The organism is Hymenobacter segetis, from assembly GCF_054776495.1.
Genome location: NZ_BAAHBV010000001.1, coordinates 816,815 through 830,681 on the forward strand (window position 1 = coordinate 816,815; position 13,867 = coordinate 830,681).

Here is a 13,867-nt window from a genome sequence, read left to right on the forward strand (position 1 = left end):
CTGGCTTTTACGAAGATTTATGGCTGCTGAAGAAAACCCCACTGCCCCGCTAGCCGGCGGCACCGACCCGGCCGCCGAGGACCGGATGACCATTTTGCAACGCCGTCTGGCCGAGATTCAGGGCAAATCGGCTCCGGCTGATTCGGCTCCTGCCGCCGCACCCTCGACTACGCCTACGCCCAACGCGGCCGGCGAAACACAGGTAGAACTGTCCGCCCAGGGTACGCCCGATTTGGCCGCCGGCCAGCCCGACGGAGCCGGGACCGCCGAAGCGCCTGCCGCCGCCGTAATCGCCACCGATTTGGGCTCCACCGCGCCCGTGCCCGGCACCCCCGAGGCTGCCGCCGCCGCCGAAACTGCCCAGCACGTTCCCGATTCGGTAACGGTTGATGGCAGTGATATTTCGGCTCCGCAAGCCCGTGCCGTGGCTCATTATGGTGAGGAAATGGCGACCACGCCCAATCCCGACGCGCTGCCTGCTGCCGAACACATCGACAGCGCCACGCCTGCACCCATCGCCGACCCCGAAACGCTGAGTGGCCCGAACACGGCTGCCACCGTTGAGAACCAGACTGCCGAGCTGCCCACTGTGGAGCTGCACGATGCTCCGGAGTTGGAAACGGCGCAGGAGCCGTTGGCCACGCTGCCCACCTCGTCTGAAACGCCGCTGGACGCGGCCCCGGCCGATGTAGCGGCCATTGATGCCGGCGAAGAGCCGACCGGCGTGGAAAGCGAAGAAGCTGCCGAAACCGTTGCCCCCGACTTCACGGCCCTCGACCTGCCCGCCCAGGCCAACTATCTGGTGAGCTTGTTGCGCAGCCCCAACGCCGGCAAAAACCGCAAGCAGATTTCGGACCTCACCCGCCAGTACGAAACCAACGTGGGCCTGGCCCGCACCGCCGCCCGCGAGAAATTCGCCGCCGGTGGCGAAGGTGCCGAAGCCTTTGCCTTCCAGCAGCCCGAGGGCCAGCAGGAGCTCAACAAAGCCTTGCAGGAATTCCGCGAAAGCCGCGCCAAGGACGCCAAAGCCGAGGATGCCAGCCGTGGCGACAACCTCATCAAGAAAAAAGCCCTGCTCGACCAGCTCCGCACGCTGGTTGATGCCGCCGAAACCAAGGACAGCTCGGGCAAGCTGAAGGCCCTGCAAGCCGAGTGGAAAGCCACTGGCGCCGTGCCCCAGTCCGACAGCCAGGGCATTTGGGACACCTACCACGGCCTGCTGGACATCTATTACAGTAAGCAGGGCCAGTTCCTGCAGATGAAGGACCTGGACCGCCGCCGCAACCTGGAGGCCAAAGAGGCCCTCATCAAGCGTGCTGAAGCCCTCGGCTCGGCCCCCGGCATCAACAAAGCCCTTGATGAGCTGACCAAGCTGCACGAGGACTGGAAGAACATCGGCCCCGTGCCGAACGACCAGCGCGAGCCACTGTGGCAGCGTTTCATCGCCGCTTCAGATGTGCTGCACCAGCGCCGCAAGGAGTTCGTGGACCAGCGCTCGACCGTAGAGAAAGCCAACCTCACGGTGAAGCAGGCCCTGCTGGAGCGTGTGCTGCCCTTCGCCACCTTCGACACGGACCGCGTGAACCTGTGGCGCTCGAAAACCGACGAGCTCCAGGAAATCAAAACCGAATGGGAAGCCGCCGGTCTCGTGCCCCGCGCCCAGGCCGATGCCCTGAACAAGCAATACTGGGCTGCCTACAAGGCTTTCTTCAACCGGAAGAACGACTTCTTCAAGTCGCTCGACAACGAGAAGTCGGCCAACGTAAAAGCCAAGCAGGCCCTCATCGACCAGGCCGAAGAAGCCGCTAACAACCCCGATGGCGATGCCGCTCGCCAAGTTGTTATTCGCGTGCAGAAGGAGTGGAAGGACGTGGGTCGCGTGCCCGATAAGCTGGCCGACAAGCTCTGGTACCGCTTCCGCGCCGCCTGCGATGCCGTGTTTGAGCGCCCCAAGCAGGAAGCCCGCTTCCGCGAGGAGAAAACGCAGCAGTCGTCGGTTGAGCAAACCGCCCACCTCGATAAAATCGCGGAGCAGGTCAATGCCCTCACCGCCGATGCCCCAGGTTCGCTGGAAGGCTTCCGCGCCATTCTGGCCGACTGGTCTGCCGAGTTCGATGCCAATGACGAGCAGCCCAACCGCGGCACCGCCGACCGCAGCGAAGAGCAGTTGCTGACGCTGCTCGGCAAGTACCTCGACCACGTCCCCGGCCTGAGCTACGCCGACCGCGCCGACCTGTTGTTCCAGACCGAAGTGGCGCGCCTCAAGGCCCGTCCTCAGGCCCAGCAGCAGCTCACGCGTAAGGAAATGGCCCTGCGTAAGGAAATCAACGAGCTGGAAAACGACGCTTCGACGCTGCAAACCAACCTCGATTTCTTCGCCCGCTCCAAGAATGCATCCCAGCTCCGCGAGGAGTACCAGGGCCGCATCGCCGAAGGCCAGAAGCGCATCGAAGCCCTGAAGAAGCAGTTGCGGATGATTCGCAGCTAATTAGCTTTTTCAAACCCCGAAAAGAAGGCCGGCATCCACGATGCCGGCCTTCTTTTTTTCGATAAATGTGGTCCGGTTGCTGGGAAAGCGGCGTCGGCTGTTTACTTTTGCACCACCAACCCGCCGCCTTAGCTCAGTTGGTAGAGCTTCTGACTTGTAATCAGAGGGTCGTTGGTTCGAGTCCGACAGGCGGCTCCACATGGCAAAAGCCCGTTGCAATCTCTGGATTGCAACGGGCTTTTTGCTGCATTCCCAGTGATGCAGCGTAATGCCTTCAAAGGGAGATATCCGTGGGGCTACGAGATACATGCCCAAACGCAAAGCGGCCCGCCGGAACCATTGGATTTCGGCGGGCCGCTTTGCGTTTATTCAGATTAATGTAGCTACTTAGGCCGCCAGGTCAGGCACAGGCCCGTGCCGCCCGCCGGGGTCCACATGGGCATGAAACTGGTGTCGCCGATGCCGCGGCCGGTGGGCTTGTGGCCCCAGCGGTTGCGGTGGGTGAGGTAGGCCACGTGAGCCGAGAGTATCCCGAAGCCCGCCCCGGCCACCACGTCCGACTCCCAGTGCTTGTTGTTTATCATGCGGAAGGCGGCCACGCTCGTGGCCAGCGTGTACGCTCCGATGCCGTACCACTGGCTTTTGTCCCGAAACTCGGTGTGTACGATGCTAGCCGCCAGAAACGCCTGCGCCGTGTGCCCCGACGGAAACGACAGATTATTGGAGCCATCGGGCCGCTCAATGTTAGCCAACGTTTTCACCACGTACACCGAGGAAAGCATAATCAGCTCACTTTTTACGATGACGAGCCCGAGGTTTAGCCGGTCATTGCTCGATTCTACCCCGGCCAGCAGCACCACGGGAATTTCCAGGTAGGGTGCCCATTGCAAGTAGTCGTCGATGTGGTTGCGGTAGTCGCCAAACATATGGCGAATGTCATTCTTGGCATCGTAGGAGCTGTAAAAGCCGTGGCCGTTGATGGTGCTGACCCCGTAGCCAATCAGCACCGCCGGCACGATGCTGGCCCGAAACCCTTTGCTTTTGAAGAACGATTTTTTGACCGGCGAAGACACCCCGCCGGGGTTCTGATACTTGTGGGTAGTATCGGCCGGCGCGGGCGTGGCCAGGGGCACCTGCGCGGCTGCCAGCTGCGGGGCCGATGCCAGTGGCAGGAGCAGGGCCAGCGAAATAATGTAGCGGGAAATCATGGATATGGGGCTTTGGGAACACGAAGTACGCGACGCAAGGTGTAAGTGTAGTGAAATGTGCCCGTACTTTTGCCCGGCTCCCCGGCGGCAGCTACCCTGGGTAGCGGCTGTGTTTTTAACTTATTTACCAGCTCCCTTGGACGTAATTGCCACTACCGCCCGCTTTATCGAAGACAAGTTTGCCAACGAAGGCAGCGGGCACGACTGGGCGCACATTCGCCGCGTCTGGCTCATGGCCCGCCGCCTGGCTGCCGCGCATCCCGAAGCCGACACTTTGGTAACCGAGCTGGCCGCCCTGCTCCACGACATTGCCGACTGGAAATTCCACGGCGGCGACTACGAAGCCGGCCCCCGCGCCGCCCGCGCTTGGCTGCTCAGCCAGCAGGTTCCCGAAGCCACCATTGCCCGTGTCGAAACCGTCATCCGGGAGGTTTCTTTCAAAGGCTTGGGCGTGGCCACGCCGGTGTCATCTATCGAGGCAGCTTTGGTGCAGGATGCCGACCGGCTCGATGCGATTGGGGCCATTGGCATTGCGCGAGCGTTTGCCTACGGCGGGCACGCCGGCCGGCCCCTGCACGACCCCGCCATTGCGCCCGTGGCCCACGACAGTTTCGCCAGCTACCAGAAAAACGCGGCCCCCACGCTCAACCACTTCTACGAAAAGCTTTTTCACCTCAAAGACCGGATGAACACCGATGGTGCCCGCGTCGTTGCTGCCGAACGCCACGCCTTCATGGAAGCCTATGTGGCCCGCTTCCTGGCCGAGTGGGACGGCGAAGACTAAACCGCGCCCGCCGACGTTTGGCCCGGTGCGGGCCTGTGCCGCCTGTCCTATGCGTTACCTTTGCCCCATGAAGCTGTTTTTTCGCTCGTTGTTCTGCCTGCTGCTGGTAGCTGTGGCCAGCTGCCGCACCTGTCCCATTGAGTCCTGCCACACGCGCAAGGTGCACATGCACAGCGGCGTGAAATACCGGGGCCAGCCGCTCTGGAAGAAGCAGAACCCCGCCATCGGCGAGAAAATCAAAGTCTACAATTCTAAATCGGCCAAGCACGACAACGACCGTAGCAAGTCCATCCGGTAAGCCGGTTTCGGCAGCAGGAGGGAAGGTGCTGGTTTGGTGGTTTTACTGGTTGGGCAGTTGGAATCCCATCAACTCTGGCCCCATCCGATTTAAGCCCGAAAAAGGCCGCAGCGCTTGCCGTTGCGGCCTTTTTATTGTATCTTCGCACGCATATAAAGAACCATTCACCCTGCGGCTGAAAACCACCTTATTTGGGTTTTTTCAAGCCGCCTATCAACCCCCTCAATGGCGGAAGGCGAAAAAATCATTCCGATTAACATCGAAGACGAGATGCGGGGTGCCTACATCGATTACTCGATGTCGGTTATCATCTCCCGGGCCCTGCCCGATGTCCGCGACGGCCTGAAGCCCGTGCACCGCCGCGTGCTCTACGGCATGAGCGAGCTGGGCGTGGGCTACAACAAATCCTACAAAAAATCGGCCCGTATTGTGGGCGAGGTGCTGGGTAAATACCACCCGCACGGCGACTCCTCCGTGTACGACACCATGGTGCGTATGGCCCAGGACTGGAGCCTGCGCTACCCGCTGGTAGACGGCCAGGGTAACTTTGGCTCCGTCGATGGCGACTCACCGGCCGCTATGCGTTACACCGAGGCCCGCCTCAAGCGCATTGCCGACGAAATGCTTGGCGACCTGGACAAAGACACAGTTGACTTTCAGCCCAACTTCGACGACTCCCTCGAAGAGCCCAGCGTACTGCCCGCCAAATTCCCCAACCTGCTGGTAAACGGCACGTCGGGTATTGCCGTGGGTATGGCCACCAACATGGCCCCGCACAACATGACGGAAGTCGTGAGCGGCATCATTGCCTACCTCGACAACCCCGACATCACGGTGGCCGAGCTCATGCAGTACGTCACCGCACCTGACTTCCCCACCGGCGGCATCATCTACGGCTACGAGGGTGTGAAGCAGGCCTTTGAAACCGGCCGCGGCCGCGTGGTAATGCGCGCCAAAGCCACGTTCGAAACCTCGAAAACCGGCAAAGAGCAAATCGTCGTCACCGAAATTCCCTACATGGTGAACAAGGCGTCGATGATTGAAAAGACCGCCGCGCTCATCAACGACAAGAAGATTGAGGGCATTTCGGACATGCGCGACGAGTCGGACCGCGACGGTATGCGCATCGTCTACGACCTCAAGCGCGATGCCATGCCCAGCGTGGTGCTCAATAACCTGTACAAGTACACCCAGCTGCAAAGCTCCTTCGGCGTCAACAACGTGTGCCTGGTCAAAGGCCGCCCAATGACGCTGAACCTGCAGCAGCTCATCCAGTATTTTGTTGAGCATCGCGCCGAAGTCATCGTGCGCCGCACGCGCTACGAACTGGCCGAAGCCCAAAAGCGCGCCCACATTCTGGAAGGCCTGCTCATCGCCCTCGACCATCTGGACGAGGTAATTGCCCTCATCCGTGGTTCGCGCGACCCCGAGGTGGCCCGTGGCCAACTCATCTCGCGTTTCGCGCTGAGCGAAGTGCAGGCCCGTGCCATTCTGGATATGCGCCTGCAGCGTCTCACCGGCCTGGAACGCGACAAAATTGTGGCCGAGTACAATGAGCTGATGAAGCTGGTCGACTACCTGAAATCGGTGCTCGAATCAGAAGTATTGCAGCGTGGCATCATCAAAACCGAGCTCGAAGACATCCGGGAGCGGTACGGCGATGCCCGGCGCACGGAAATCAACTACATCGGCGGTGATTTCTCGACCGAAGACATGATTGCCGACGAGGCGATGGTTATCACCATTTCCCGCGAAGGCTACATCAAGCGTACCAACCTCGACGAGTACCGGGCCCAGGGCCGTGGGGGTGCTGGTTCGCGTGGGGCCATCTCCAAGAAGGACGACTTCACGGAGCACCTCTTCGTAGCCACTACTCACGAGTACCTGCTGTTCTTCACCGAGCTCGGCCGCGTGTTCTGGCTCAAAGTTTACGAAGTGCCGGAAGGAGGGAAGGCAACCAAAGGCCTGCCCCTGCAGAATCTCATCGAGATTCCGCGCGAAGACAAAGTCCGTTCCGTACTTAACGTGCGCGGCCTGAAAGACCCGGATTATTTGGAGAATACCTTCCTGATGTTCTGCACCGAGCAGGGCACTGTGAAGAAGACCCCGCTCGAAGCGTATTCGCGCCCCCGTACTGCCGGCATCAACGCCATCACTATCAACGAAGGCGACCGGATTCTCGATGTGCAGTTGCTGGCTCCGAATGCGGAAGTTATTCTAGCCTCGCGTTCCGGCCGAGCCGTGCGCTTCAACGAAAGCCAGGCCCGTTCGATGGGCCGGGCCGCCGCCGGCGTGCGTGGTATCCGCCTCGAAGATGTGCCGGGCAACCGCGTGGTAGGGATGGTATGTGTATCCGACCCCACCCAGGAATTGCTGGTGGTGAGTGAGAACGGTTTCGGCAAGCGCAGTGAGCTTGATGGATTCCGCGTCACGAAGCGTGGTGGCAAAGGTGTGAAGGCCATGAAACTTACCGATAAAACCGGTAGCCTGGTGGCCATCAAGGATGTTAATGACTCTGATGACCTGATGATTATCAATAAGTCGGGCATCACCATTCGTCTGCGCATGAGTGATTTGCGCACCATTGGCCGCGCCACGCAAGGCGTTCGGCTGATTAAAATCAGCGGTAACGATGAAATTTCTTCGGTAGCTAAAGTGGCCGCTGAAGAGAAGGAAGAAGAAACCGAAGCTGCACTGCTCGCCACCACCGAGGAAGGTGGGGCCTTGAGCATAGCCGCCATCAACGGTGCTGATAACGAAATCGTTGCTGATGATGCCGACGAGGCTGACGAAGCCGATGATGAGTTGGAAGAAGACAGCGATGACGAGGAAGATTCGGAGGATGAATCAGAATCGGACGACTTGGCATAATTGCTGAATAGGAGCGGGGCGGTCCATTTGGGTCGCCCCGTTTATTTTTGACGAACCCAAGGCCGGCAGCCATCGTTTCCGGATAAGGGTTTTGCCCCAAAACTCACTTTTTTTTCATTTTTCCCGCCATTATCAAACTAGGTGATTTCCGCCAAGTCCCTGAATCCCGGCATATTCCCGAACTCATGAAGAAGACATTTCTGACGATTGCCGTCGCCGTAGCCCTGGCCGGTGGGTTGCCCTCGCTGGGCTACGCCCAAACTTCAGCCGTCACCAACGCCATTCTCAACCAGCGCTCCGGCCTTTTGGACAAAGCCCGCACGGACATTGACAAAGCCATTGTGAATGAGAAGACCATGGGCAAAGCCAAAACCTGGTACACTCGTGGCGAAATTTACCAAGGTATGCTGGAGAGCCCTATTTACGGCAAGCAGCTACAGCCGGGCGAAGGCGTTCAAAAAGCTTATGAGTCTTACAACAAGACCATTGAGCTCGACACCAAGGATGGAGAATTTGGCAAGCAGGCAGTCGCTAAAATGGACGGCCTCTATGGCCGTGCATTCAACGATGCCGTGAATAGCTACAATGCCAAGGAGTACGACAAAGCCATTGAGAGCTATAAGCTAGCCTCCAAGATTAAGCCCCAGGATACCACTGCGGTGCTCTACTCGGCATATGCCTCGGAAGCCAAGCAGGATTATGCCGGTGCAAAAGCCAGCTACAATCAGCTGTTGGGCATGAATTATAAGTCGGTGACGATGTATTCGCGCTTGCTCCAAATGGCTAAGCAGCAAAACGATAATGCTGAAGCTGCTAAAGTACTGCAGCAGGCTCTGGCGGCATATCCCACAAACAAGGCCTTCATGCTGGAGGATTTGAACATGTCGCTTGCCAGTGGCAAGGGCGAAGATGCGCTTGCTAAAATCAATAAGTCCATCATTGCCGACCCCAGCAACTCGAATCTGTACGCGGTTCGCGGTTCGATGTACGACCAGCAGAAAAAGACTGATTTGGCGTTAGCGGACTATAAGAAAGCCGTGGAACTTGACCCTAATAACTTCGATGCACAGTTTAACCTCGGGGTATACAATTACAACAAAGCAGCAGATGCGTACACCAAAGCCAGTAAAATGGACCTGAAAACGTACCAGGCTTCGGGGAAGAAATTTGAAGCGGAAGGCAAAAAGTATTTTGAAGCCTCGGTTCCTTATTTTGAGAAAGCACTTCAATTGCAGCCTGATGACCGCAATACGTTGGCCTCGCTTCAGAAAGTGTATTTCCGTCTCGGCCGTACTGCTGATTCCGAAAAACTCAATGCAAAGTTGCAGAGTTTGAAGAAGTAGGGGAGATTGATTATTGAAAAAGGGCCCGCATTCTAATGCGGGCCCTTTTTTGTTGGCATATCAGGGATAGGAGCCCATTTTCAAAACTTAATTTAACATAATATAAATTATAGGACATATTCTATCGGCTATCAATAGCTTATTTAACAGGTCATTTATCCACGAGTTGGTAACCAATGGGTTTGCTTGTCCTTTTTGGTGTGCTACACACGGGGACTTTATTTCGGTTGGTCTGGTGAGTGTTCGGTATCATGTTTTTCGACTCGTAATCAATTGCAGCTCGTGATGAACCTCGTGAATGATATGCTTCGGTTATTGGCAAGACTTATTCTTATAGGCTTCGCCTCTGGTCACAGACTCTTGCTCTATAATTTCCTTTATTTTACTTGGTTTATTTGCCTGTAATTAGCTGTTTCACTTACGTCTTTGATATCGTTTTGAAAATTGTTTCGAGGTTTTAGTTACTAGAGGATTTGAATGTAATGGCTTATCGGGCATGTTAGAATAATCGGTTTATTAGTGTGGCCGGATAGTTTTTAAAATACGATAAATAAAAGTACAAAAACGTAGAAATTTATATACTTTATAATACTATTTCATGTCTTAGAATATTCCACCCTCTCCTATTATATAAGCAATAAGTTAACATTTGCCTGGTATAAAACTTATTCCCTTTGAATCTTAAGAAACAATTGCCTCTTAAAGAAACTAATGCTTCTAAGAGTTTTAAACTTCGAGAAACTTAGACAAAACACCAAATGCCTTTAAATTTTATATACTGTCGTGACACTCCTACTACTCCACAGATATAATACACCCGGATTAATTAGTCTAATAAAGTATATAAATTCCTTGTGTTATTTACTTTTTTAGACTATTTTTGTAATCTGAAAAAACAAATCCCTCAAGACAATGCCTAAGCTTATAGACTACCCCCGAACAAGTTATACCGGAGCATGGGAACTGGCCGAGATAACCGACGACACTGGCGGAAAATGTACCATAGAGACCGCAGCAAGAAAACTTAATAGAAAGGTTAGCGGCTCTTTCAAGGCCATTATTGGCTCTGCTGTCAAGTTTGGACTCATAACCAGCAAACGTGAGTTACTAACAACTACCACGCTATTTAAGCGGATTAAACACGCATATGATAAGCAGGAGGAACTAGCCTTCCACCGGGAAGCATTCCTGACTCCCCCCCTGTTCACACAGATTTGCCGAAAATTCCGCTCACGTGAATTACCCGTTCAGATGCTGGACGTAATGCTAATCCGGGAATTTGGTGTTGAGGAAATCAACTCGCAAGGGGTTGCAAAGGCATTCGTGGATGGCTGTCGAATGGTGGGGCTGCTAGATGAGCACAACACGATAGCCGACATTGATTCATTGTCGGCAAAACAGACTCCACGACAGCAACTGGCTAGCCCAGTCCCAAGAGCAAGCACGTTCAGACCAGAAAACGAACTTTCAGCCACTTCATTATTCATAGACCCAACGGAAACTGTCGAAAGGGCGCAAAGCTCTGTAAGTAGTTCAACACAAGATGATATCTTGTCAGAATACCAACCAATCAGGCCACTAGAGCAGTTACAGAAATCCGCTACTCAACCGATAGCACCGGTAAGTGAAGTACTCAAAAGAGATACCGATGCTATTGCCAGCCTATTTGGATTCACAACAGACCCTGCACTAACAACTGACCAACCCAGAAAAGAAGCTCAACCACTAGCAACACCGCCGACAATTAGCTCAACTCCTTCTGATACAAATGGCAAAATCGAAGTAGAAAATCAAACTACACCAATAGGAATCCCCACAAACTCATTTATCACCAGAATAGCCTATCAAATCCAAATAAGTGGCCCAGGGGTTAATACCGAACTTTCGATTACGGAAGAAGAAGACATAATACTTGCCATGGCCTTGCTCGAAAAAATCCGGCGGCAGATTAAGGCGTAGATATCTGTCTAAAAATGCATAGATTCAGCAGAATGACCAAACCTGACAATTAAAGCTCGGTCAAATGACGGGTATTGGGCAGACGGTGACGTTCTTGCAGCACGTCGATTACCTGCGCAGTGGTAACACCAGAGGCTTCCAGGAGCACCAGAAGATGATACAGTAAATCGGCAACTTCACCGGGCAGAGTGGCGTGACTACCGGAAACTGCATCGATTACGGTCTCTACGGCCTCCTCACCCACCTTCTGGGCAATTTTCGCTATGCCTTTGTTGAATAGTGAAACCGTGTACGAAGTCGGTGCGCGTTCCGGGAAGCGGTGACGCTCAGCAATAAGGCGCTCAAGACTGGCCAGAAAACCGATGGGAGCCGCTGGCGGGACCACCTCATCAGCCTGTACAAAGCAGCTAATCGTGCCCCGATGACAGGTAGGACCTGCCGGTAGTGCCCGAATGAGAACAGTATCCGCATCGCAATCAATATGCGTGCTCACTACTGTGAGGAAATTGCCGCTTGATTCGCCTTTGGTCCAAAGGCGGTTTTTCGACCGTGAGAAAAACGTAACCCGTCCCTCCTGTTGGGTTTTGGCCCAGGCCTCAGCATTAAAATACCCTAGCATCAGCACCTGTCCGGTGTCAGCGTCCTGAATGATTGCCGGGGCCAAACCGGTAGAGGCATCAAATTGAAGGCTAGTTGAGGACGTGGAAGCAGCAGACATATTAGGTTAATATCGTTACACAGATAATTACAGGCGCACGGCGACACCAGCCGCGTGCAGGTACTGCTTGAGTGCGGGCAAAGCCGTTTCGTTGAAGTGAAAGATACTGGCGGCCAGAGCGGCATCGGCCCCACCAGCTTCAAAAACGGCCGTGAAATCGGAGGGTTGTCCGGCTCCACCGGAGGCAATAACGGGCACGGATACGGCATCACTGACAGCGCGGGTTAGCTCTAGGGCAAAACCGGACTTGGTACCGTCGTGGCTCATCGAGGTCAGCAAGAGCTCACCAGCTCCCGAATCGGCGGCCATGCGGCACCAATCTACCGCCTGATGGCCGGTGGGCGTGGTGCCGGCCCGCGTCATTACCTGCCATTCGCCTTGCACGAGGCGGGCATCGACGGCGACCACCACACATTGGGAACCGAAACGCCGCGCCAAATCCGAGATGAAAGCCGGCCGGGCCAGCGCGGCCGAGTTGATGGAAACCTTATCGGCTCCGCTGAGCAGTAGGGCTTCTACGTCGCCCACGGTGCTGATACCACCGCCCACGGTGAAGGGAATATCCAGCACCCGGGCCACATCGCGAACCAAGTCCGTGAGGGGCTGGCGGCGCTGGTTGGTGGCGGTAATGTCGAGAAAAACCAGCTCGTCGGCACCTTCCTGGGCGTAACGGGCAGCCAGGGCCACCGGTTCGCCGGCATCGCGCAGGCCTTCAAATTGAATGCCCTTCACGGTGCGGCCGTCGCGCACGTCCAGGCAGGGAATGAGTCTTTTCTTAACCACAGTGGTAGCCGTTTAATGGATGCCGGGCATCTGAATTTACTACAGGAATCGCTGCAAATCGGCCAAGGCAATAGTGCCTTCGTAAAGCGCCTTGCCGATGATGGCACCGTGCATACCAGCTTCCGCCAGCAGCTCAAGGTCGGCAATGGTGGTTACGCCCCCGCTGGCTATAAACCTGGCCGCGGGGAACTGTTGCACCAGCAAACGATAGGTGGACAGGGACGGTCCCTGGAGCAGCCCGTCTTTGCTCACGTCGGTACAAATAAAGGTGGTGCCACCGGACGCCAGGTAGTCCGCAATGAAACCACTGAGGGTCAGTGCACTCTGGTCAACCCAGGCATTGATGACAATGTGCGCGTCTTTGTAGTCAGCTCCCAGAAAAATGGTGTCGGGCCCGTACTGTGCCAGCCAGGCCTTCACAGTAGCAGGCTCACGCACGGCCAGGCTACCGGCGGTGGCGTGAGAGGCCCCAGCAGCAAGCACCTGTGTTAGCGCAGCTTCTGTCTGAATGCCCCCACCGGCATCGATGTCGAGGCTGGTTTGGCGGGCAATGGCTTCCAACACGGCCAGATTAACGGGTTGGCCGGCACGGGCACCGTCGAGGTCAACCAGGTGCAGGCGACGCAACCCTGCATCGGCAAAACGCCGGGCGACGGCGACTGGGTCGGCATCGTAGGTGGTTTGCCGGGCAAAATCACCGGCGCTCAGCCGCACGCATTGGCCATTGATGAGGTCGATAGCGGGAATAATTTCCACTGGGTATTGATTTTGTGATGAGTTGTCGACGACTATAGCGCCAGGAAATTGGCCAGAATGCGTGTGCCCACCGGCCCGCTTTTCTCCGTGTGAAACTGCACGCCGTAGAAGTTTTCGTGCTGCACCGCCGCGCTAAATGGGCCGGGATGCGCAGCCTGGGCAATAGTATAGGGCCCCACGGCAGCGTAATAGCTATGCACGAAGTAGACGTGGTCGGCTTCGGTAAGGCCTGCCAGCAAGGGCCCGCGCAAGGCCTGGAGGTTATTCCAACCCATGTGGGGAACTTTATGGGCAGCATCAGGAACGAAGCGCTGGACCTTAAAAGGTAGCAGCCCGAGCATGGGCGTATCGTTCTCGTCACTGTGCGTGCCGAGCAGCTGCATTCCCAGGCAAATGCCCAGAAACGGTTGGGTCAGAGTGGGCAAAACCAGGTCCAGTCCTGATTCGCGCAGGGCTTGCATGGCGGATGATGCTTCGCCTTCACCCGGAAAAAGCACTTTGTCGGCGCGTCGCAATACTTCGGGGTCGGCAGTCAGGGTAGCCTGGGCACCTAGTCGCTCCAGGGCGAAGAGGACCGATTGCACATTCCCACCTTTATAGTCTACCACTGCAATTTCCATAACACGAACTAAATTAACCCAAATGGGTAATATCAAATA

Annotated in this window: 11 protein-coding genes and 1 tRNA gene; 7 read left to right on the top strand and 5 right to left on the bottom strand. The window is 56.0% G+C overall.

The window, feature by feature from the left end; genetic code table 11:
* Positions 1–19 precede the first annotated feature (19 nt).
* Both ACYU70_RS03560 and ACYU70_RS03565 read left to right on the top strand, forming a co-directional pair.
* A complete protein-coding gene (locus ACYU70_RS03560; protein WP_342299820.1) occupies positions 20–2,488 on the top strand; it encodes a DUF349 domain-containing protein in 2,469 nt (822 codons plus the stop codon).
* Between the two features lie 122 nt (positions 2,489–2,610).
* A tRNA-Thr gene (locus ACYU70_RS03565) sits at positions 2,611–2,686 on the top strand.
* A 185-nt stretch (positions 2,687–2,871) separates the two neighbouring features.
* Here ACYU70_RS03565 and ACYU70_RS03570 read toward each other — a convergent pair.
* Positions 2,872–3,696, bottom strand: coding sequence for a phosphatase PAP2 family protein (locus ACYU70_RS03570; protein ID WP_342299821.1), 825 nt, complete (start codon positions 3,694–3,696; stop codon positions 2,872–2,874).
* Positions 3,697–3,832: 136 nt separating this feature from the next.
* On the opposite strand from ACYU70_RS03570, the gene ACYU70_RS03575 reads away from it, so the two are divergent.
* The 5 genes from ACYU70_RS03575 to ACYU70_RS03595 all read left to right on the top strand — a co-directional run bounded on the left by ACYU70_RS03575 (position 3,833) and on the right by ACYU70_RS03595 (position 10,951).
* Positions 3,833–4,480: an HD domain-containing protein gene (locus ACYU70_RS03575; RefSeq protein ID WP_342299822.1), complete on the top strand. Its 648-nt coding sequence runs from the start codon at positions 3,833–3,835 to the stop codon at positions 4,478–4,480.
* A gap of 67 nt (positions 4,481–4,547) precedes the next feature.
* Positions 4,548–4,778 (top strand): hypothetical protein, encoded by a 231-nt coding sequence (locus ACYU70_RS03580; protein WP_342299823.1) that lies wholly within the window; start codon positions 4,548–4,550, stop codon positions 4,776–4,778.
* A 225-nt stretch (positions 4,779–5,003) separates the two neighbouring features.
* Entirely contained in the window at positions 5,004–7,649 is a 2,646-nt protein-coding gene (gene gyrA, locus ACYU70_RS03585) for a DNA gyrase subunit A (protein ID WP_342299825.1), read from the top strand.
* A gap of 185 nt (positions 7,650–7,834) precedes the next feature.
* Complete coding sequence (locus tag ACYU70_RS03590) at positions 7,835–8,992, top strand: tetratricopeptide repeat protein (RefSeq protein WP_342299826.1); 1,158 nt, start codon at positions 7,835–7,837, stop codon at positions 8,990–8,992.
* A 912-nt stretch (positions 8,993–9,904) separates the two neighbouring features.
* Positions 9,905–10,951 (top strand): hypothetical protein, encoded by a 1,047-nt coding sequence (locus ACYU70_RS03595; protein ID WP_342299828.1) that lies wholly within the window; start codon positions 9,905–9,907, stop codon positions 10,949–10,951.
* 49 nt (positions 10,952–11,000) lie between these two features.
* Here the strand turns inward: ACYU70_RS03595 and hisIE are convergent, their stop codons facing one another.
* Genes hisIE through hisH form a run of 4 tightly spaced genes read right to left on the bottom strand, consistent with a single transcriptional unit; the run spans position 11,001 to position 13,828 of the window.
* Positions 11,001–11,669, bottom strand: coding sequence for a bifunctional phosphoribosyl-AMP cyclohydrolase/phosphoribosyl-ATP diphosphatase HisIE (gene hisIE / locus ACYU70_RS03600; protein WP_342299830.1), 669 nt, complete (start codon positions 11,667–11,669; stop codon positions 11,001–11,003).
* 27 nt (positions 11,670–11,696) lie between these two features.
* Entirely contained in the window at positions 11,697–12,452 is a 756-nt protein-coding gene (hisF, locus tag ACYU70_RS03605) for an imidazole glycerol phosphate synthase subunit HisF (RefSeq protein ID WP_342299831.1), read from the bottom strand.
* Between the two features lie 39 nt (positions 12,453–12,491).
* Positions 12,492–13,208: a 1-(5-phosphoribosyl)-5-[(5-phosphoribosylamino)methylideneamino]imidazole-4-carboxamide isomerase gene (locus tag ACYU70_RS03610; RefSeq protein WP_342299833.1), complete on the bottom strand. Its 717-nt coding sequence runs from the start codon at positions 13,206–13,208 to the stop codon at positions 12,492–12,494.
* Positions 13,209–13,240: 32 nt separating this feature from the next.
* Complete coding sequence (gene hisH, locus ACYU70_RS03615) at positions 13,241–13,828, bottom strand: imidazole glycerol phosphate synthase subunit HisH (protein WP_342299834.1); 588 nt, start codon at positions 13,826–13,828, stop codon at positions 13,241–13,243.
* Between the last annotated feature and the right edge of the window lie 39 nt (positions 13,829–13,867).